Source organism: Pseudomonas sp. WC2 (assembly GCF_050586545.1).
Taxonomy (GTDB): domain Bacteria; phylum Pseudomonadota; class Gammaproteobacteria; order Pseudomonadales; family Pseudomonadaceae; genus Aquipseudomonas.
Window position 1 is genome coordinate 403,567 of the sequence record NZ_JBOBDR010000002.1, and the last position, 20,002, is coordinate 423,568.

Sequence of the window (20,002 nt, forward strand, 5' to 3'; positions counted from 1 at the left end):
GCTGAGTCTCGATCATTGGGCTTAAAGGGACGGCTTTTTCATGTATCGATCAGTATCACTGCGTGCCGCTGTATGTTTGAGTACCCTTCTACCCGCAGCCATGCTGCAAGCGGCACCGAACGCCGACGTAGAGGCCCTGAAACAGGAACTACTGGAGCTTAAGCAACGATACGAAGTACAACAAAAAGCACTGGCGGTACTTGAACAACGCGTCCGCCAGGTCGAAGACCAACCGGCGGCGCCGCAACCCAAGCGTCTGGCCAAGTCGCCGTCGGATATGAAAGGCAATCCAAAAGTGGCCACCGGCACCGGTGCCGCAGCCGCGTCGGGGGGCGCAGCCGGAGGAAGTGGAGCATCTTACGGGCAGTCGCTGGCCGACGATTCGCAACCGGCGCAGAGTGTGTCCAACCTGTATGACGAAGCCAGCGGCTTCTTCGGTGGCGGCAAGTTCAGCCTGGAAACCGGCATTACCTATTCGCGTTATGACACGCGCCAATTGATCCTCAACGGCTTTCTCGCGCTCGACTCGATCTTCCTCGGCAACATCAACCTTGACCGGATCAAGGCTGACACCTGGACCCTCGACCTGACCGGTCGCTACAACTTTGACAATCGCTGGCAGTTCGACCTGAACGTGCCGGTGGTCTACCGCGATTCGACGTATCAATCTGGCGGTGGCAACGGTGGCGCGTCCAACGTCACCACCGAGCAGGATGTCGACCGCGACCCAACCATCGGCGACGTCAACTTCGGCATCGCTTACAAGTTCATGGATGAATCGGTCAACACACCAGACGCCGTGGTCACCCTGCGCGTCAAGGCGCCAACCGGTAAGGATCCGTTCGGGATCAAGCTGCGTCAGACCGATGCCAACTCGAACCTGTTCGTGCCGGACACCCTGCCTACGGGCAACGGCGTCTGGTCGGTCACTCCGGGGATCTCGCTGGTCAAGACGTTTGACCCGGCGGTGCTGTTCGGTAGCTTGTCCTACACCCACAACCTTGAGGAATCGTTCGACGACATCAGTTCGACCGTCAACCAGAAGACCCCGGGCAAGGTACGCATTGGCGACAGCTTCCAGATCGGCGCCGGTATCGCCTTTGCGCTGAACGAGAAGATGAGTATGTCGTTCTCGGTGTCTGACCTGGTGCAACGCAAAAGCAAGCTGAAACAGGATGGCGGGGATTGGGAATCGGTGGTGTCCAGCGACGCCAACGCCGGTTACTTCAACGTCGGCATGACCATTGCGGCCACCGACAACCTGACCATCGTGCCCAACCTGTCCATCGGCATGACCGACGATGCCCCGGACTTCTCCTTCAGCCTGAAATTCCCGTACTACTTCTAATATTCAACGCAATGAAAAAGGCCCGCTGCGATCCCCTTGCAGCGGGCCTTTCCCATTTCCCCGCCCTAGCGGATTTGATGTTTATGCAACAGTCGATAAAAGGTCGGACGTGAAACGCCAAGCACTTTGGCGGCAATGCTCAGATTGTCGCTGTGCCGGTTCAACACATCGCACAGGGCCTGACGTTCAGCACGGGTTTTGTAGTCTTCAAGTGTGCCCATCGGCGTGGCGATCGAGTGTTGGCTGATCAAACCCAAGTCGCGGGCCTCGATTTGCCGACCCTCGGCCAGCACCAGGCCGCGCCGCACGCGGTTGGCCAATTCGCGCACGTTGCCGGGCCAGTCATGTTTGCCCATGGCAATCAGCGCATCTTCACTGAAGCTGCGCGGGCGGCGGCCGGTTTCATGGCTGTAGAAGTGAGAAAAGTGGTTGGCCAGCATCGACAGATCGCCGTGCCGTTCACGCAACGGCGCGGTGGCGACTTGTAAGACGTTGAGGCGGTAATACAAGTCCTCGCGAAAGCGCTTTTTCTCGATCGCCGCTTCCAGATCGACGTGGGTCGCCGCCAGAACCCGTACATCCACGGGAATCGGCTGACTGCCGCCGACACGCTCGATGTGCCGTTCCTGGAGAAAGCGCAGCAGATTGGCTTGCAACTCCAGCGGCAAGTCGCCGATTTCATCGAGAAACAATGTGCCGCCGTTAGCCGCTTCGATACGCCCGACCTTGCGCTGATGGGCGCCGGTGAAGGCACCTTTTTCATGGCCGAACAGTTCGGACTGAATCAAATGCTCGGGGATCGCGCCGCAGTTGATCGCCACGAAAGGCTTGCTGTGGCGCTGCGACTGCCGGTGCAGCGTGCGCGCGACCAGCTCTTTGCCGGTGCCGCTTTCGCCACGGATCAACACTGGCGATTCGGTCGGCGCGAGTTTACTGAGCAATTTGCGCAGTTCGCGGATCGGTTTGCTGTCGCCGAGCAGTTCGTGTTCCGGCTGATCGACATGGATCGTGCCCTGCCCGCGCAGGCGCGCCATACCGAACGCGCGCCCGAGGGTGACCTGCACCCGCGAGACGTCGAACGGCAAGGTGTGAAAATCGAAAAACCATTCACAAACGAAATCGCCGACGTTTTGTAAACGCAGGACTTCCTGATTCAACACGGCAATCCATTCAGTACCGCTGCGGCTGATCAATTCCTTGACCGCTTCGGGGCGTTCCAGATGAAAAGGCTGTAAGCGCAACAAGCCGACATCACAGGTGCGGTCGGCGGCATTTTCCAGAGAGCAACTATCAACATCCCAGCCAACGGCTCTTAATCCGGGCAGTAAGCGATGACAATCGTCGCAAGGGTCGACTACCAGTAAACGTCTTAACGCAGGCGCTTCGCTCATGACTGTTCCTTGGCGCCAAATATTAGAAATGATTGTAAAAACAGTCATTTGGCAGACCCGACTGTAACATTAGCAAGATTTTGACAGGGCCTTGTATCGATTGCTTATAGGTGTACAGGCAAATACGTTATAAGAACGGCGGTTATTAGTTAGCTATCGATTACTTGCCGCTTGGCAAGCTTTCGTAGAGCTTTCAAAACCTGTCTGAAAACCCACTGGGTGAAAGAAAGTTGAAATTTCTTTGTTTCGTGTGTGACCTGCCCCGGGGTTGGGTGCATCAGTACAAGTAACCAGCCGCACGGTAAGCCCAACCGACGGCAGATCATTTGATTGGGCACGACAGAGAGAAGACCCCATGACCGCCCCGCTCCGTATCAACGAAGCTCTTTTGATTGCCAACCACGCCTTCCAACCCTTTCAATGCGTGGCCTGGGCGCCACAAGACGGTAACGGCGAGCTCAGCCTGACCGTCGTCGATCGCACCAATTCGCACATTGGTCGCAAGCAGATTCCAAGCAGCACTTACTCTGATCCGGCACAGCTTGAACAATTGCTGCAACAGGCTCGCGCTGAACTCAGCAAAGAAGGTTACAGCCTGCAATCGTGGTCGATGCCACATTAAGAGCCGGGACTTGCGGATAACATCAGGGTTATCCGCCCTCTTTTGTTAGTTGCCCTGCACTTTTATCTCCCCCTCACTTTTTAAACTTTACGCAGCCCTTGAGTAATTCAAGTGCTTGGCTGGCTTGCGACTGGTTCAAAAAGACATTCTTCTGGCACAGTGCGACCCTCCGTCCGTTAGTTCAGCCAGTTGTACTTCGTCGCTTACAGGGATTGAATGTTCGGCTCATGCAGTCGCCACCTGATTTGGGTGTGTTCGACTCGCAAGGAGAAGCGTGCATGTCTACCCAGAATGCGATTGCGTTGCTGCAGCCGATCACCAATGCCGGCCAACTGGACACGGATTTCGTTGGCACTGGCATCGCCCAGGTCTATTTTGCCGGCTGCCTCGCCAGCATGGCGCAAGGCGTCACCCTCGACCGCGAAGGCCGCATACTCGTCGCCGCCAAGGTCACCACTGCAACTGGCAGTTGTTTTGGCTTGGCGCGATTGCTGGAGGATGGCTCCGCTGATCTGCAGTTCGGTCATCAAGGTAGCGTCATCGGCCAGTTTGCCCCCGGTTTCGAAGGTATGGCCGGCACAGTCCGTGAGTTGCCGGACGGTCGAATCCTGTTAGCCGGCCTGCAGTACGAAAACGCCCACCGCACCCTGCCCGCCCTTGCCCTGTTCGATGCCCATGGCCGACCGGATCAATCATTCGGCGACAACGGATCGCTCGTCGTGCGATTGCCCGGCGATCTGTCGATGGGCACCCGCGACACATGGCTGCCACCGGGTGTACCCGGTGCCGAAGCCTGCGACATCGCAGTGCAGGACGACGGTTGCATTCTGCTCATTGCCAATCACCATTTCGAACTGGCCGACCACGCGGGGATGCTGATCCGGCTCAGGCCTGACGGCAGCCTCGACCAGACGTTCAACGGCCGAGGCTTCGTGATGATCCGGCACCTGCTGCTCAATACCTGGCTGAGCAGCCTGATGGTGCAGGAGGACGGGCGGATCGTGGTCAGCGGCTCGATCGACTTCCCCCAGGAAGGCCTGCTGGCGCGCTATCTCGCGGATGGTCGGCTCGACGAAACCTTCGCCATCGACGGCTTCATGGCATTCAAGGCCCAGGGTCACAGCGTACTGGTGAGTCAGGTACTCGAAACCGCCGGGCATTTGCATTGCTTTGGTAGCAGTCGCGATCCGATCCGTTGCCTGACGCTCAGACTGCACGGCAATGGCCGCGCGGATTTGCATTGCAATTCAGGCCATCCGCAAACGCTCGATATCGGCCACAGCGGCTGCCAATGGACCTCCGCACAGCGCACGCCACAGGGTGGTCTGGTCGCGGTCGGCTCGACCATTGGCGGCGTCGACGCTGATTTCATCGTGGCGCGCTATGGCGCCGATGGCCGCCTCGACAGCGCGTTCGGCAACGGTGAAGGCTGGATGCGCACACGGTTGGGCCGGAGCCTGGACACTGCGACCTGTGTCGATGTGCAGGCCGGTGGCGAAATCGTTGTCGGCGGATTTACCCTCGACGGCAGCTATCGCGCCGTTGTCGCACGTTATCTCACTTGATGATGAGAAACTTCCCACACTTGATCTTCCCTGACACATCCGGCAACTTGCGCGCTTCTTAAGACAAGGAGCAGCCGATGTCCGGTTCAATGGCCCAGGCGTTCGCGCAAAACTTTCTCGGGCACTCGCCACGCTGGTACAAGGCAACCATCGTCGGATTTCTGATCCTCAATGCTCTGGTGTTGTTCACCGTTGGCCCGGTCGCGGCTGGCTGGTTGCTGGTGATCGAATTCATTTTCACCCTGGCCATGGCCCTCAAGTGCTATCCGCTGATGCCTGGTGGTTTGCTGTTGATTGAAGCGCTGCTGCTGAAGATGACCACGCCGCAAGCGCTCTACGATGAACTGGTGCACAACTTTCCGGTGATTCTGCTGCTGATGTTCATGGTCGCCGGCATCTATTTCATGAAGGACTTGCTGCTGTACCTGTTCTCGCGGCTGTTGCTCGGCGTGCGTTCGAAAGCGGTGCTGGCGCTGATGTTCTGCTTTCTCTCGGCCTTTCTGTCGGCGTTCCTCGACGCCCTGACAGTGACGGCGGTCATCATCAGTGCGGCGGTCGGCTTCTATTCGGTGTATCACCGCGTCGCCTCCGGCAATGATCCGCGCCAGGACAGCGAGTTCGGCGATGATCAGCACCTGCCGAAGCTGCATCACGACGATCTTGAGCAATTTCGTGCGTTTCTGCGCAGCCTGTTGATGCACGGCGCTGTCGGCACCGCACTGGGCGGCGTCTGCACGCTGGTGGGCGAGCCGCAGAACCTGTTGATCGGTCACGAAATGGGCTGGCATTTCGGCGAGTTCTTCCAGAAGGTCGCGCCGGTTTCGCTGCCGGTGCTGGCCGCAGGTCTGCTGACCTGTGTGCTGTTGGAGAAACTGCGCTGGTTCGGCTACGGCACGCTGCTGCCGGACAACGTTCGCGCCGTGTTGGCCAACTATGCCGCCGAAGACGACGCCGAACGCACCGCTCGCCAACGTGCGGCCCTGCTGGTGCAAGGTGCAGCGGCACTGATTCTGATCGGTTGCCTGGCCTTTCACATTGCTGAAGTCGGTCTGATCGGTTTGATGGTCATTGTGTTGATCACCGCGTTCACCGGCATCACCGACGAGCATCGTCTGGGCAGTGCGTTCAAGGACGCTATGCCGTTTACCGCACTGCTGGTGGTTTTTTTTGCGGTGGTGGCGGTGATTCACGATCAGCAACTCTTCGCCCCGCTGATCCAGTGGGTGCTGGCGCTGCCGGTCGATCAGCAACCGGGCATGCTGTTCATTGCCAACGGCCTGTTGTCGGCGATCAGTGACAACGTGTTCGTCGCGACGATTTACATCACCGAAGTGAAGCAGGCCTTCCTCGCCGGGCACATGAGCCGCGAACACTTCGAGACCCTGGCGATTGCGATCAACACCGGCACCAACTTGCCGAGCGTGGCCACGCCGAATGGTCAGGCGGCGTTCCTGTTTCTGCTGACGTCGGCGATTGCGCCGTTGGTGCGTTTGTCGTACGGGCGGATGGTCTGGATGGCGTTGCCGTACACCATCGTGATGGGCCTGTTGGGCTGGTATGCGGTGAGCTACTGGCTCTAACCAACACCGAATAAAACCTGGGGGAGCTAGCCCTGCTAGCGATGGCGGTGTCTCAGACAACTTGTTTGTTGAATGACACTCCGCAATCGCCAGCACAGCTAGCTCCCACATGGGTATCGGTGTGTTTTCAGCGAGGGAGGATGTATTTCTCGATCGCTTGGGCGACGCCGTCTTCGGTGTTTGGAGCGGTGACGACGTCGGCTTGGCGCTTAACCGTGTCTTCGGCCTGACCCATGGCAATCGACAGCCCCGCACAATGGAACATCGCCGGGTCGTTGCCGCCGTCGCCGATCGCAGCGGTCTGTTCCAGCGGTATGCCCAAGTGTTCGGCCAGTGTCGCGAGCGCCGTGCCTTTGTTGGCTTCCAGCGCCGTCACGTCGAGGTACACCGGTTGCGAGCGCGAGACTTGCGCCATGCCGTTGACCTTGGGAATCAAGCGCGCTTCCAGTTCGATCAACAACTCATTGTTGTTGCTGGTGGCAACGATCTTGTCGATACGCTCCAGATACGGCTCGAAACTCTCGACCACCACCGGCGGATAGCCGAGGCCGTGCTGTTCGCGCGGCACCATCGGCCCGTGGGGGTCTTTGAGCAGCCAGTCGCCGCCGCTGAATACCCAAATTTCAACGTCGGGTTGGTCGGCGAACGTCGCCAAGGCAATCAATGCCGTCGTCGCAGGCAAGTAATGCGCCACCAGCAGACTGCCATCCGGATTGACGATAGTGCCGCCGTTAAACGCCGCTGTCGGCAGATCAACACCCAAGGCCTCGATCTGCTGCAGCATGGCTTTCGGCGGTCGCCCGGTGGCGAGGCTGAACAGCACGCCGGCCTCGCGCAAGGCACGGACGGCATCGATGGTGCGCTGGCTCAGCGTGTGATCGGGCAACAACAGCGTGCCGTCCATGTCACTGAGCAGAAAACGGATGGGTTGTTTCGGCAGCTCACTCATCCGAGGCCATGCCAGACGCGACCATCGCGAGTCAGCAGATCTTCGGCGGCTTGCGGGCCATCTTCACCGGCGGCATAAGTCTGCACGCTCGCATCCTGTTGCCAGGCGTCGAGGAACGGTTGCACCGCGCGCCAGCCGTTCTCGATGTTGTCAGCGCGCTGGAACAGCGTCTGATCGCCGGTCAGGCAGTCATAGATCAGGGTTTCGTAACCCGTCGACGGCTGCATCTCGAAAAAATCCTTGTAGGCAAAACCCAACTCGATGTTGGCCATGTTCAACGCCGGCCCCGGCCGCTTGGCCAACAGGTCGAACCACATGCCTTCGTTCGGCTGGATCTGGATGCGCAGATAGGTCGGCTGCAATTCATCGACTTCGGTGTCGCGGAACTGCGCATACGGCGCCGGTTTGAAGCAGATGACGATCTCGGTGTCGCGCACGCTCATGCGTTTGCCGGTGCGCAGATAGAACGGCACGCCGACCCAACGCCAGTTATCGATCATCACCTTCAGCGCGACGTAAGTTTCCGTGGTGCTGTCCGGCGAGACGTTGGGCTCCTGGCGGTAGCCGTTCAGAGATTTGCCGTCGACTTCGCCCGCGCTGTACTGGCCGCGAACCGAATTGGCCCGCGCCTCTTCGGTCGTCCACGGACGGATCGCGCCGACCACTTTGGCTTTCTCGCCACGCACCGCATCGGCGCCGAATGCCGCCGGCGGTTCCATGGCAACCATGGCCAGCAACTGGAACAGGTGATTGGGCACCATGTCACGCAGTGCGCCGGTGTGTTCGTAAAAACTGCCACGGGTTTCGACGCCGACGGTTTCGGCGGCGGTGATCTGCACGTGGTCGATGTAATGGTTGTTCCAGAACGCTTCGAACAGGCTGTTGGAGAACCGGCTAACCAGAATGTTCTGCACGGTTTCCTTGCCCAGATAATGGTCGATCCGATAGATCTGCTTCTCGGACATCACCTTGAGCAAACAGGCGTTCAACGCTTCGGCGGTCTGCAGATCGGAGCCGAACGGCTTCTCGATCACCACCCTTCTGAACGCTTCAGGAGTTTCTTCGAGCAAACCGGCGCTGCCCAGTCGGCGCACCACTTCACTGAAGAATCGCGGCGCGGTGGCCAGATAAAACACCGCATTGCCGGTGCCGCTGTCGGCGATTTTCGCCGCCAGCGCGGAATAAGTGCTGTCGTCCAGGAAGTCGCCCTGGACGTAGCTGATACCTTTGGCGAGCTTGGCCCACAAGGCCGGATCAAGCATCTGATCGCCCTTGCCGACTTTCGCCGCCACTTCGGTACGGATGAAGTCTTCGAGCTTCTGCGCGAAGGCCTCATCGGTAATGGCATTGTGGTCAACGCCAACGATCCGCAGGTTTTCGTCAAGCAAGCCGTCGCGACTGAGGTTGTACAGCGCCGGCATCAGCAAGCGCTTGACCAGGTCGCCGTGGGCACCGAACAGGAACAGCGTGGTCGGTGGAGCGGGTTCTGCCTTGGATTTTCTGCGGATCGTATGGGTCATTTCTTCGGTGTCTCCACGTGGCCGCCGAAGCCGAAGCGCTGGGCCGAAAGAATCTTGTCGCCAAAGGTGCCCTGGCCGCGCGAGCGGTAGCGCGAGAACAGCGAGTTGGACAGCACCGGCACCGGCACCGCTTGTTCCATGGCCGCTTCGATGGTCCATTGACCTTCGCCGCTGTCGGCCACCGAGCCGGAGAAGCCATCGAGCTTCGGATCGCTGGCCAGTGCGTCGGCGGTCAGGTCGAGCAACCACGACGACACCACGCTGCCACGACGCCACACTTCGGCGATGTCGGCTACGTTCAGATCAAAACGCTGATCTTCCGGCAGACGCTCGCTGGATTTGGTCTTGAGGATGTCGAAGCCCTCGGCGAACGCGGCCATCATGCCGTACTCGATACCGTTGTGAATCATCTTCACGAAGTGCCCGGCACCGGCAGGACCGGCGTGGATGTAACCGTGTTCGGCACGATGATCTTCGGACTTGCGATCCTTGGTGCGCGGGATGTCACCCATGCCTGGCGCCAGTGCGGCGAACAGCGGGTCGAGGCGCTGCACGGTTTCAGCGTCGCCGCCGATCATCATGCAATAGCCGCGTTCCAGGCCCCAGACGCCGCCGGACGTGCCGACGTCGATGTAGTGCAAGCCTTTCTCGGCCAGGGTCTTGGCGCGACGGATGTCATCCTTATAGTTGGTGTTGCCGCCGTCGATGATGGTATCGCCGGCTTCGAGCAGCGTGCTCAAGGTGTTGATGGTGTCTTCGGTCGGCGCGCCGGCCGGCAGCATGACCCAGACCGCGCGCGGTTTGGCCAGGCCGGCAACCAGTGCCGGCAAGTCGGCGACGCCCGTGGAGCCCTCGGCGACCAGGTTATCGATGAAAGCGGTATTGCGGTCGTAAACAACGGTGGTGTGACCGTTGAGCATCAGACGCCGCGCAATATTGCCGCCCATGCGGCCCAGTCCAATAATCCCGAGTTGCATGTGCTGATGCTCCTTACTACAAATAAATGTGTGTCATTGGTTATAGCCCAACGCGACTGATGGAGGTTAGTCCAGAGCGTTGCGATGAAGTTTCCGGGCATTGTGCCCGAATCAGACTGATAACGCCCCGAAACGTGGCGAAGACACACCGACCATGAAAAATAAAAAAGTTCCATTCACGGGCAAAAGAAATCAAAATTGGCGCCGATAGTAAGTCAGCAGCCAAAAACGGTCGCGACTTACAGTTGATGCACGCCATTTGCGAGGTGAGCAATGGGCACAGTACACACAGCAATGCCGCCACAAACCCTGTACGTGACGATCCGTCGCGATGAATTGCGCCAGTTGAAAGACGAGCGCGACCAACTCAAGCAGGAGCTGGCGCAATTGCGCACGCTGACCCAGGGCGCCCAGCCCAAGCCTCTGCCGGTTGTTCAGCGTCACCCGCACGCCTGACCTGCCCCGCCTGCTTCGGGAGCGACCCGTGTCGTTCCCGTCATGATCCAGCTCTCTGCGTTATCCGCAACTAACAAAGTTTTCACATTCGCTTGGCGATACTCCGGCGCATTCTGGCCGGGCGTACGCGTTCGGCCTCCGTTCGTCGGTTTCATGGATGCGTTCCGGCGGTGGTTGTGACGATCGAGCTGGAGTGCTGAATGGCATTGTTCAAACGCAGCAAAACGACTGCGGCGGGATTCGACTGGGCCGGGTTTCTCTGGCTGTTCGTGTTCTTCTGGTATTTCTCGGGTATTACCCAACTGCTGATCCAACTGACCGGCACGTCCGGTTTCACCGGTTTCCGTCAGGCGTTCGTCATGAGCGCGATCTGGCTGGCGCCGATGTTGCTGTTTCCCAAGCGGACCAAAATGCTCGCCGCCGTGATCGGCATTGTGCTGTGGGCCTGCTCAATGGCCAGCCTGGGTTACTTCTTCATCTATCAGCAAGAGTTTTCGCAGAGCGTGATCTTCATCATGTTCGAGTCGAACATCTCTGAAGCCGGCGAGTACATGACCCAGTACTTTGCCTGGTGGATGGTCCCGGCATTCCTCGCCCACACGCTGTTCGCGTATTTCCTGTGGACCCGCCTGCGCCCGGTGTACTTGCCCCGTGGTCGCGCCTTCGTGGCAGCGACGGCAATCGTCGTCGCCGTAGTTGGCTATCCACTGGTCAAACAGACCATGCGCACCGGCAGCTTCGCCGGCGGTTTCGAGAAATTCGAAACCCGCATCGAGCCGGCGGTGCCGTGGCAAATGGCCGTGGCCTACCATCGCTACCTCGATACCTTGGCGGAAATGCAGGGCATGTTGCACAGCGCCAATCAGATCCCGCCGCTGCACAACCTCAAGGACGCTGGCGCCAATCAGCCCTCGACACTGGTGCTGGTGATCGGCGAATCGACCAACCGCCAACGCATGAGCCTCTACGGTTACCCGCGCAAGACCACGCCGGAACTGGACAAGCTCAAGGGTCAATTGTCGGTATTCGACAATGTCATCACCCCGCGCCCTTATACGATCGAAGCGCTACAGCAAGTGCTGACCTTCGCCGACGAGGAAAACCCGGACCTGTACCTGTCGACGCCGTCGCTGGTCAGCATGATGAAACAGGCAGGCTACAAGACCTTCTGGATCACCAACCAGCAGACCATGACCAAGCGCAACACCATGCTCACGACGTTCTCCGAACAGGCGGATGAGCAGGTCTACCTGAACAACAACCGCAACCAGAATGCCGCGCAGTACGACGGCGACGTCATCGAGCCGTTCAACAAGGCGCTGACCGATCCGGCGCAGCGCAAATTGATCGTCGTGCATTTGCTCGGTACGCACATGAGCTACCAGTACCGCTATCCGCCGAGCTTCGACAAGTTCCAGGATCGCCAGGGCGTGCCGGCCGGTGTGCGTGACGATCAGGTGCCGACGTATAACAGCTACGACAACGCGGTGCTGTACAACGACTTCGTGGTGTCCAGCCTGATCAAGGACTACGCCAAGTCCGATCCGAACGGTTTCCTGCTGTACCTGTCGGACCACGGCGAAGACGTCTTCGACTCGGTCGGTCACAAAACCCTGGGCCGCAACGAAAACAAACCGACCGCGCCGATGTACACCATCCCGTTCATGGCTTGGGCGTCGCCGAAGTGGAAAGAAAACCACGACTGGAACTTCGCCGGCGATCTGGGGCGGCCTTACAGCAGCTCGCACCTGATCCACACCTGGGCCGACATGGCCGGCCTCAGTTTCGATGAACTGGACCGCAGCAAAAGCCTGGTCAGCGACAGCTTCAAGCCGCGCCCGCTGATGATCGGCAACCCGTACGAACGCGAACAACGGGCCTTGATCGACTTCAGTCTGATGAAGCCGAAAAAGCCTGATAACGCCGTCGCCGACGCGACGGAGCAGTAAAAACAAGGGGCCTCCAAAAGGCTCCTTTTTTACGCCAGCAACATTTCCAAATAACAATATTTCTCGTTTGACACTAAATCGCAGACCCTCGTTTCGTCTTTGAACAAACGGAATTTTTCCCTCGAAGACAAGGAGTCGGCTGCGATGTTCGCGCCCATTACCCGTTCCATGACCCTCACGCTCGGTCTGTGCAGTGCCGCATTCAGCGCTGATCTGCTGGCTGAAAACGATACCGAAAACCCGGTGAATCCAGCCCCTACAGCGCTCGAACTCGCTGCGACCGACGTCACTGCCCAAGGCCTGGGCACCACCACCGAAAACACCGAGGCCTACACCACCGGCGCCATGAGCACGGCGACGCGGCTGAACCTGTCGATCAAGGAAACACCGCAGTCGGTGTCTGTGGTCACCCGTCAGCAAATGGATGATTTCAAGCTCGGTACATTGACCGAAGCCATGCAACAGACCACCGGCGTGGTGGTGCAGCACCTCGACTCCGACCGGGTCAGCTATTCGTCACGCGGCTACTCGATCAACAACTTCCAGATTGACGGCATGCTCAACACCTTTGGCCGGATGAAGTCCGACGCCGATACCATCATCTACGACCGCATCGAGGTGGTACGTGGCGCCACGGGGCTGACCACCGGTGCGGGCGATCCGTCAGCGACCATCAACATGGTGCGCAAGCGTCCAACGGCACAACTGCAGGCGTTGGCCGGAGTCAGCGGCGGCAGTTATGACAATTACTACAGCTACGTCGACGTTGGCGGGCCGCTGGCCTTCGACGGTCGCTTACGCGGGCGAACGGTGCTGGCCTATCGCGACAGCCAATCTTACAAAGACAAATACGCGCTGCAACGCGAGGTCGGCTACGGGATTCTCGAAGCGGATCTGACCGAATCGACCGTGTTGGCCGTGGGTTACGACTACCAGGACAAACAAGTGCAAGGCACCTCCTGGGGCACGGTGCCGTACTGGAACGCCGATGGCAGCAAGGCCGGGCTCGGTCGCTCGACCAACATGGCGACCTCGTGGAGTTCCTGGCCGCTGCGCGACAAGACAGCCTTCGCCACGCTGGATCAGCAACTTGCCGGCGGTTGGCATTTGAAAGCCGCGTACACCCATCGCAAAAGCGATACCGACGGCAAAACGTATTACGGCGGTGGCGGTTTTCCGGAGGCGGACCGCAGCGGCATGGTCGCGTACATGGGGCACATGATCGGCGATCAGAGCATGAAGGCTTACGACTTCAACTTGTCCGGCCCCTACTCTTTGCTGGGCCGCGAACACGAACTGATGGTCGGCTACGGCGAGGCCCAATACCGTTCCGACTCGCCGTATACCGTTGACGGCGCGACTGCAGCGGACTACGGAAACATTCGTGATTGGAAATACATGGGCGACATCGCAAAATTTCCTGACACCGTGACCGGCCTAAGCGGCTCGAAAAGCCAGACCCGGCAAAAGGCCGGCTACCTGGCCACCCGTTTGAGCTTTACCGATCAATTGCATGCTGTGCTCGGTAGCCGCTACGGCAGCTGGGACGAATCCAGTCGAGACAACTATTACGACAGCCAATTGCAATTGAGCCGTTTCGATGCAACCCGTCAGCGCCAGAACGACATCTGGACGCCCTACGCCGGCCTGCTCTATGACCTGACCCCGGAATACACCGCTTACGTCAGTTACACCGACATCTTCAAACCCCAGAGCAACCGTGACAGCAGTCGCAACTACCTCGATCCCGTGGTCGGCAGCAACTATGAGCTCGGGCTCAAGGGCAGCCTGCTGGAAGAACGCCTGAACCTGTCAACGGCTGTGTTCTGGAGCAAACAGGACAACGTGGCCGAAGTCGACGATTCGGTGGCGCCGGATCCAGTGACCGGCGAGGAGTTCTACAAAAGCGGCGGCAAGGGCAACAAGGTCAACGGTTTCGAAGCCGAAGTCTCCGGTGAAATCCTTGCCGGCTGGAACATGACCGCCGGTTACACCTACACCCACTCGGCCAACGGCGAAAAGGAACGCAGCAACACCAATCAACCGCTGAACATGTTCCGTCTGTCTACGGCCTATCGCCTGCCCGGCCAGTGGAATGCGCTGACCATCGGTGGCGCGGTGAATTGGCAGAGTGACGTCTATGGCAACTCCAACCGCCCGGTCGGACGCGGCGCCAATGGCCGGATCATCAGCGAACGCGCCCGAATCAGCCAAGACGCTTACACCGTGGTCAACGTGATGTCGCGCTACCAATTTGACAAGCACCTGTCGGCATCGCTGAACGTCAACAACCTGTTCGACAAGAAGTATTACGACAACGTTGGCTTCTACAACGGCGTGTATTGGGGCGACCCGCGCACCGTCACGTTGAGCCTGGACTGGAAGCTCTGACCCCTGCCCCCCTGACGCGGCGCGCCTTTGATTGAGGGACGCCGCGTCTGTCCGATGGCGCACTGCAACACTTTGCATCACCTAGACTGAACGGGCGTTAACCCCGTGTTAATTCGCGCCACACAGACTCACTTCCGAGATCTGCTTCATGGACGAACGGCTCCCACTTGTTCAGTAGGAGGCACCATGAAAATCACTACCGCAATCCTTGCCGGGCTATTCGCCTTGGGTTCTGCCAGCGTCTTTGCCGAAGGCGGCGCTGAGCGCATGCGTTATTACTACGACAACTTCCCCGTTCACCACGCCCAGAGCGAGCAGAAGAACGACGCCAACGCGAAAGAAATTCGCGTTCCCGCCGATCAGACCGCGCAAGTGACCGAGTCCTATCGAAACTGAAATTTGCCGAGCAACCGATGGACCTCCCACGGCTCCGCTCTGGCCTGGGAGAGGACAGTTGGGCGCCCTCTTCGGGCGCCTTTTTTTATGCCTGCAGATTCTTGATCCAGAACAGCATGCGTCCGTGATCCGGGTCGAACATGCCCGGTGCGAAGCCGAATTTGCGGTAGGAACCTTGGGCGATTGCATTGCCTTCAAGCACTTCAAGGGTGATTTTGCAGCAGCCGCGCTGGCGAGCGATTTCTTCGACTTTTTGCAGCATTTTCTGGCTCAGACCCAGGCCACGAAATTTGCCCACCACCGCCACATCGTGGACGTTGACCAACGGCTTGCAGGCAAAGGTTGAAAATCCCTCGAAGCAATTGACCAGCCCCGCCGGCTCCCCGCCAACGAACGCCAGCACACTGAAGGCGTAAGGCCGACGGGCCAGTTCTTCCGGCAACCGTCGCAGCAGATCAGGATCGAGCGAATGACCGCCGCCCATGGGGTCTTCTGCGTAATGATTGAGCACGATGCCGATGGCCTCGGCGTGCGTAGGATTGGTGTAGCTGGCCTGAAGTACAAGAATTTCTGCGGAATCCATTTCCATCCCCGAATACACATGAGCCCCGGCGCGCAAAGTGCGCGCTGACAGGCTGCTCGACCTTAGCGCGGGGGTGATCCGGTGGGCAACCCGCAACAGCGATCTTGTGCTTTATCAATGCCCCCAAATCAACTCTTCAGTCCAGCCCAGTTCGGCGAAATCCTCGGCACGTAATCCGGCTTCACCCACGCAGAAAAACTCGTCCAGTTGTGGCGGCTTCACTGAGGTTCCGCTGAGCATCGCATGCACTTGGCCACGATGATGGAGCTGATGTTCGAACAGGTGCGAGAGCATGCGCAGGCGGCTCTCGTGCTGCGGTGTTTCGCGGGCAATGGTGACCAGGCGCGTCAGGTCGACATCGCGCAATTGTTCGCAATAAGCGATCAAACGCCGATCGACGTGAGCCTGTTCTTCGCGCAACGGGCCGGCCTCGGTGAACGGCTCGTCCTGCGTGAAAAACACGTAGCAGTCGGGGTGCGGCTCGGCGCCGCGCAGCTCTCGTTCCAGTGCGTCGACGTAGAACCAGTCGCACGTCAGGATGTGATTGAGGGTCAGGCGAATGCTCGGGAAGAAACTCACCCGGGGCGCTGCCAGCTCGGCGGCGTCCAGTTGCGACCAAGCCTTGGCCAAGCGGTGATTGGCCCAGGCATTTTGATAGGCCATGGTCAGCAGATGGTGGGACAGCGGTTGACTCATGGTGGCGCCCTCTTCACTCAAGCGTCGGCAAAGCGCTGCAGCTGCATCTCCTGCAAGCGGCTGAGGGTCCGGCGGAATGGAAACTCCAGATAACCCTCGGTGTACAACGCGTCCATTGCTACTTGCGCCTCGATATACAGCGGCACTTTGCGGTCGTAGCACTCGTCGACCAGCGCAATAAAGCGACGCACGCCGTCGTCATGCACTGACAACTGTGGCAGCTCGCGATCCCCGGCGAGCACCCGTTGCGCGCCATCTTCAGTGCCTCGAGCGATGCGCCCCTCGCGTTTTTGCGCGCTGAGATTGGGCACGTCGCTCAGCAGAATAGCCCGGTAGCTATCGCACAGCGCGATGAAATCCATGGCGGCAAAGGGTTGCTCGCACAGATCGGCGTAACGGCACCACAGCACCGATTCGCTGGCGCGCACCACGTTGAGTACGCGATGGCCGACCGGCACCGGTTCGCCGCTGGATGCCTGGCCCTGTGTCAGCGTTTGAAACACCTCGTCCAACGCGCTAGGCGAATCCGGCGTGGACACGAAGTACCGTTGCTCGATGGCACCCGGATGCAAGCGATGGTCCTCGGCGCCATTGACCGGGACAACTTGCATGTGCGCCTTGATTGCCGCGATTGCCGGGGTAAAGCGGTCACGATTGAAGCCGTCGGCGTACAGATCATCCGGGGGCAGATTCGACGTGCAGACCACCACCACACCTTCGTCGAACATCACCTGAAACAAGCGGCCAAGAATGATTGCATCGCCGATGTCATTGACGAACAGTTCATCGAAACACAGCACCCGCACTTCGGCGGCCAGTTCCTTGGCCAGCGCGCGCAATGGATCGGCGATCCCGGTCAATTGGAACGAACGCTGGTGCACCCAGCCCATGAAATGATGGAAATGCTGACGCCGCGCTGGCACCCGCAGGCTCTGATAGAACTGATCCATCAGCCAGGTCTTGCCGCGCCCGACCGGGCCCCACAGATAAACGCCGGTGACCGAACGGGCACCGGCATGCAAGGCTTCGTGGCATTTCTGCAGCGCCCAGACCGCGTGTTCCTGGGCCTCATCCTGGATGAAGCCCTTGTGTTGAACGGCATGTTGCCAGGCGCTTAAAGGGGAGTCGAAAGTCATGCGCGGCAGTATGCCACGATGCTCACCGGGGGATATCCAGCCGCGCGATTTTTGATCGTTCCCACGCTCTGCGTGGGAATGCAGCCCGGGACGCTCCGCGTCCCTTCCAGAGCCGAACGCGGAGCGTCCTTAGAGGCATTCCCACGCAGAGCGTGGGAACGATCTGAGTTCAGGCTGGTAGATCGAGGTTATCCAGCACCCGATTCACCGCCAACTCCCCAAGCATGATCAATTGCGCAATCCCCAACAACGCCCGACGCTGCGGCGCGGGCAACAGGTTGGCGACATCCCGGGCGATGGTTTTCGCCGAGGCCAGTGTTTCACTGGCATCGGTCAGCAGCTCTTCGTTTTTGTTATCGGCGGTGACGGCGTACATCCCGCGGGTTCTGCGGGGCGGCGGCGTGGAGCCGGGTGGGCAGAGGTAATGGTCGAGGGCGCGGTCGGCGGCCTGGTGGAGTTTTCTGGAATCGATGGATTCGTAGGGGGATGTGGGGTCGATGTCTGGCGGGTTGGGTGTGGGTTTGATCATGGTGAATCTCCGTGAAGGTCTGAGCCGCCACGACTTATCGCTAAACAAGTTGAGGGTGGCGGCTGTACGCAGGTTAGCGATCCGGGTCACAGAAACCCCGGGTAGACCTTTCGGTCTCCCACGCACAGCCACCATTACTCGATTGCATCGCAAAGACCCACAATCGAGAGCGGAGCGTTGTTGCGTCTGTAGTCGAAGCCGGATCGCTAAACCCGATCGCTGAATCTGTCAGCGACCCGCAAACGATAAAGACCGGCCCCCAAGCGCACAAGCCGGCGGATTCTGGCTTAGCTGTAGGCAAAGGCGCAAGGTTGCGTAGCCTGAAAGAGTGTCTGAGGGTGTTGCTTAAACGGCGGTGTTTAAACAAGCAGCCCTCAACCATCACACCGCCCCCTGTCGGAGCGAGCTTGCTCGCGAAGGCGTCGGGCCAGTTCATACATACTTTGAATGACACACCGCTTTCGCGAGCAGGCTCGCTCCCACAGGAGATCATGTTTCGGCAAGTTGACCGAGATGATCCAGCGGAAAGTGATCTGTCCCTGAGAAGGTCCGGGCCCCGTCTCACTTGCCCCAAATATCTCCAGACTCAATGCGTGTCGATTTCACGTCCAATTGATAATTACCGAATTTGAATTGGTATTACCATCTTCTAACCGATGGCTGAATGTTCCCGCAACGCCGATGCTCGTAGCAACTTCCCAATAAGTAGAGTTAGCACGGATTTCGAAAGCCATTCCACTGCCAGTATGTTCACGAAGTACTCCTCCTCGCGAAAAGGGCCGTGAAGTACAGGTTCCAGAAAAAATCACATAAGTCATCCTCGGTAAGGTGGCCCCTGAGCTAATTGGCGCACCAGTCGACTGTAATCTCATATTCGTTAAAACCGGAGGGCTAAGGGGCGGAAGCACGATTAGCGTTCGCGCCGCCGATGATGCTCCCGCCCCATGAGGAGCTTTCGCCGTAAACGAGTGAGTCACAGCGCTCAAACCGGATACGACTTGTGTCCAGATTCCAGTTGTTACATTAGCAGTGGGTTGACCTCTATCGGTCGCACCATCCAGCACCTGCACCTTCTGACCTTTGCTTGCCGTGCCAGTCAGTACCACACTTGTCTCAGTTGTAGCGCTGCCATTGGGAATGTCGACGTTGTTCGATGATCCCTTCACCGAAGTAATCGTTGGCGCGACCACTGCGATCACGGTCAATGTCCGAGCCGCCGAGGTTGCACCACTGCCGTACAACGCTTTGGCGGTGAAGCCGTGAGCCGCAACAGTCAATGAGGCAACATTCAGAGTCCAGATGCCGGTTGTTGCATCAACCGTGGCTTCGCCTTTTGACGCCGTGCCATCCATTACCTGAACCTTTTGACCTTTGCTCGCTGTGCCGGTCAGCACAATGCTTGTCTCTGTAGTAGTCCCGCCATCGGGAATGTCGACGTTGCTTTGTGAACCTTTCACCGAAGAAATCGTAGGCTCGACCACTGCGGTCACGGTCAATGTATGAGCCGCGGATGTACCGCTGCCATACAACGCTTTTGCGGTGAAGCTGTGCGCCGCAACTGACAATGAAGCAACGCTCAAAGTCCAGATGCCGGTAGTTGCATCAGCCGTGGCTTCGCCCTGGGACACTGTGCCATCCAGAACCTGAACCTTTTGACCTTTGCTCGCTGCGCCGCTCAGCACAATGCTGGTCTCTGTAGTCGTCCCGCCATCGGGAATCTCGACGTTGCTTTGTGAACCTTTCACCGAAGCAATCGTAGGCTCGACCAATGCGGTCACTGTCAAGGTTCGCGGCTCTGACGGCTGGCCCGTGCCGTACATCGCCTTGGCCGTAAAACTGTGCGCCGCCACACTTAATCCAGTTACCATCAGCGTCCAGATTCCTGTCACCGGATCGGTCACGGCTTGGCCTTTG

The 20,002-nt window shown here is 58.9% G+C and carries 16 protein-coding genes and 1 pseudogene; 8 read left to right on the plus strand and 9 right to left on the minus strand.

All coding sequences use genetic code 11. The features are described from left to right. The first annotated feature begins 40 nt into the window (after positions 1 to 40). Positions 41 to 1,348 carry a hypothetical protein gene (locus ACQ4OE_RS03850; RefSeq protein ID WP_430945741.1) on the plus strand — a complete coding sequence of 436 codons (1,308 nt, stop codon included), beginning with the start codon at positions 41 to 43 and terminating at the stop codon, positions 1,346 to 1,348. A gap of 65 nt (positions 1,349 to 1,413) precedes the next feature. On the opposite strand, the gene ACQ4OE_RS03855 is transcribed toward ACQ4OE_RS03850, so the two are convergent. Further along, positions 1,414 to 2,739, minus strand: a complete 1,326-nt coding sequence (locus ACQ4OE_RS03855) for a sigma-54-dependent transcriptional regulator (protein WP_122595826.1) — start codon at positions 2,737 to 2,739, stop codon at positions 1,414 to 1,416. Between the two features lie 355 nt (positions 2,740 to 3,094). Here ACQ4OE_RS03855 and ACQ4OE_RS03860 point away from each other — a divergent pair, with 355 nt between their 5' ends. The 3 genes from ACQ4OE_RS03860 to nhaB all read left to right on the plus strand — a co-directional run bounded on the left by ACQ4OE_RS03860 (position 3,095) and on the right by nhaB (position 6,506). Further along, positions 3,095 to 3,361, plus strand: a complete 267-nt coding sequence (locus ACQ4OE_RS03860) for a hypothetical protein (RefSeq protein ID WP_122595824.1) — start codon at positions 3,095 to 3,097, stop codon at positions 3,359 to 3,361. A 278-nt stretch (positions 3,362 to 3,639) separates the two neighbouring features. Then, positions 3,640 to 4,926 (plus strand): hypothetical protein, encoded by a 1,287-nt coding sequence (locus ACQ4OE_RS03865; protein ID WP_430945742.1) that lies wholly within the window; start codon positions 3,640 to 3,642, stop codon positions 4,924 to 4,926. 77 nt (positions 4,927 to 5,003) lie between these two features. Continuing rightward, positions 5,004 to 6,506, plus strand: a complete 1,503-nt coding sequence (gene nhaB, locus ACQ4OE_RS03870; protein WP_122595822.1) for a sodium/proton antiporter NhaB — start codon at positions 5,004 to 5,006, stop codon at positions 6,504 to 6,506. Positions 6,507 to 6,633: 127 nt separating this feature from the next. Here nhaB and ACQ4OE_RS03875 read toward each other — a convergent pair whose 3' ends face one another. From ACQ4OE_RS03875 to gnd, 3 genes are read right to left on the minus strand one after another with little or no spacing between them, the layout of a single operon-like run. Then, on the minus strand, positions 6,634 to 7,455 hold the full coding sequence (locus ACQ4OE_RS03875) for an HAD family hydrolase (protein ID WP_430945743.1): 822 nt from the start codon (positions 7,453 to 7,455) through the stop codon (positions 6,634 to 6,636). Continuing rightward, a complete protein-coding gene (zwf, locus tag ACQ4OE_RS03880) occupies positions 7,452 to 8,975 on the minus strand; it encodes a glucose-6-phosphate dehydrogenase (RefSeq protein ID WP_430945744.1) in 1,524 nt (507 codons plus the stop codon). The genes ACQ4OE_RS03875 and zwf overlap by 4 nt, the downstream gene beginning before the upstream one ends. Continuing rightward, positions 8,972 to 9,952, minus strand: a complete 981-nt coding sequence (gene gnd / locus ACQ4OE_RS03885) for a phosphogluconate dehydrogenase (NAD(+)-dependent, decarboxylating) (RefSeq protein ID WP_077572748.1) — start codon at positions 9,950 to 9,952, stop codon at positions 8,972 to 8,974. Before gnd ends, zwf begins: the two co-directional genes overlap by 4 nt. A gap of 273 nt (positions 9,953 to 10,225) precedes the next feature. On the opposite strand from gnd, the gene ACQ4OE_RS03890 reads away from it, so the two are divergent. The 4 genes from ACQ4OE_RS03890 (at position 10,226) to ACQ4OE_RS03905 (ending at position 15,144) form a co-directional block, all read left to right on the plus strand. Continuing rightward, positions 10,226 to 10,408, plus strand: coding sequence for a DUF6026 family protein (locus ACQ4OE_RS03890; RefSeq protein ID WP_430945745.1), 183 nt, complete (start codon positions 10,226 to 10,228; stop codon positions 10,406 to 10,408). A 200-nt stretch (positions 10,409 to 10,608) separates the two neighbouring features. Further along, positions 10,609 to 12,357 carry a phosphoethanolamine transferase CptA gene (locus ACQ4OE_RS03895; RefSeq protein WP_430945746.1) on the plus strand — a complete coding sequence of 583 codons (1,749 nt, stop codon included), beginning with the start codon at positions 10,609 to 10,611 and terminating at the stop codon, positions 12,355 to 12,357. A 144-nt stretch (positions 12,358 to 12,501) separates the two neighbouring features. Then, positions 12,502 to 14,748, plus strand: a complete 2,247-nt coding sequence (locus ACQ4OE_RS03900) for a TonB-dependent siderophore receptor (RefSeq protein WP_430945747.1) — start codon at positions 12,502 to 12,504, stop codon at positions 14,746 to 14,748. 186 nt (positions 14,749 to 14,934) lie between these two features. Beyond that, complete coding sequence (locus ACQ4OE_RS03905) at positions 14,935 to 15,144, plus strand: hypothetical protein (RefSeq protein ID WP_430945748.1); 210 nt, start codon at positions 14,935 to 14,937, stop codon at positions 15,142 to 15,144. Positions 15,145 to 15,229: 85 nt separating this feature from the next. Here ACQ4OE_RS03905 and ACQ4OE_RS03910 read toward each other — a convergent pair whose 3' ends face one another. The 5 genes and pseudogenes from ACQ4OE_RS03910 to ACQ4OE_RS03930 form a co-directional block, all read right to left on the minus strand. Then, positions 15,230 to 15,727, minus strand: a complete 498-nt coding sequence (locus tag ACQ4OE_RS03910) for a GNAT family N-acetyltransferase (RefSeq protein ID WP_430945749.1) — start codon at positions 15,725 to 15,727, stop codon at positions 15,230 to 15,232. 114 nt (positions 15,728 to 15,841) lie between these two features. Continuing rightward, entirely contained in the window at positions 15,842 to 16,423 is a 582-nt protein-coding gene (locus ACQ4OE_RS03915) for a DinB family protein (RefSeq protein ID WP_430945750.1), read from the minus strand. A gap of 17 nt (positions 16,424 to 16,440) precedes the next feature. Continuing rightward, positions 16,441 to 17,559, minus strand: a complete 1,119-nt coding sequence (gene zapE / locus ACQ4OE_RS03920; RefSeq protein ID WP_430945751.1) for a cell division protein ZapE — start codon at positions 17,557 to 17,559, stop codon at positions 16,441 to 16,443. Between the two features lie 169 nt (positions 17,560 to 17,728). Next, on the minus strand, positions 17,729 to 18,088 hold the full coding sequence (locus ACQ4OE_RS03925) for a DUF6124 family protein (RefSeq protein ID WP_430945752.1): 360 nt from the start codon (positions 18,086 to 18,088) through the stop codon (positions 17,729 to 17,731). A 602-nt stretch (positions 18,089 to 18,690) separates the two neighbouring features. Further along, positions 18,691 to 20,002 (minus strand): annotated as a pseudogene (locus tag ACQ4OE_RS03930) (hypothetical protein); the annotation flags it as partial.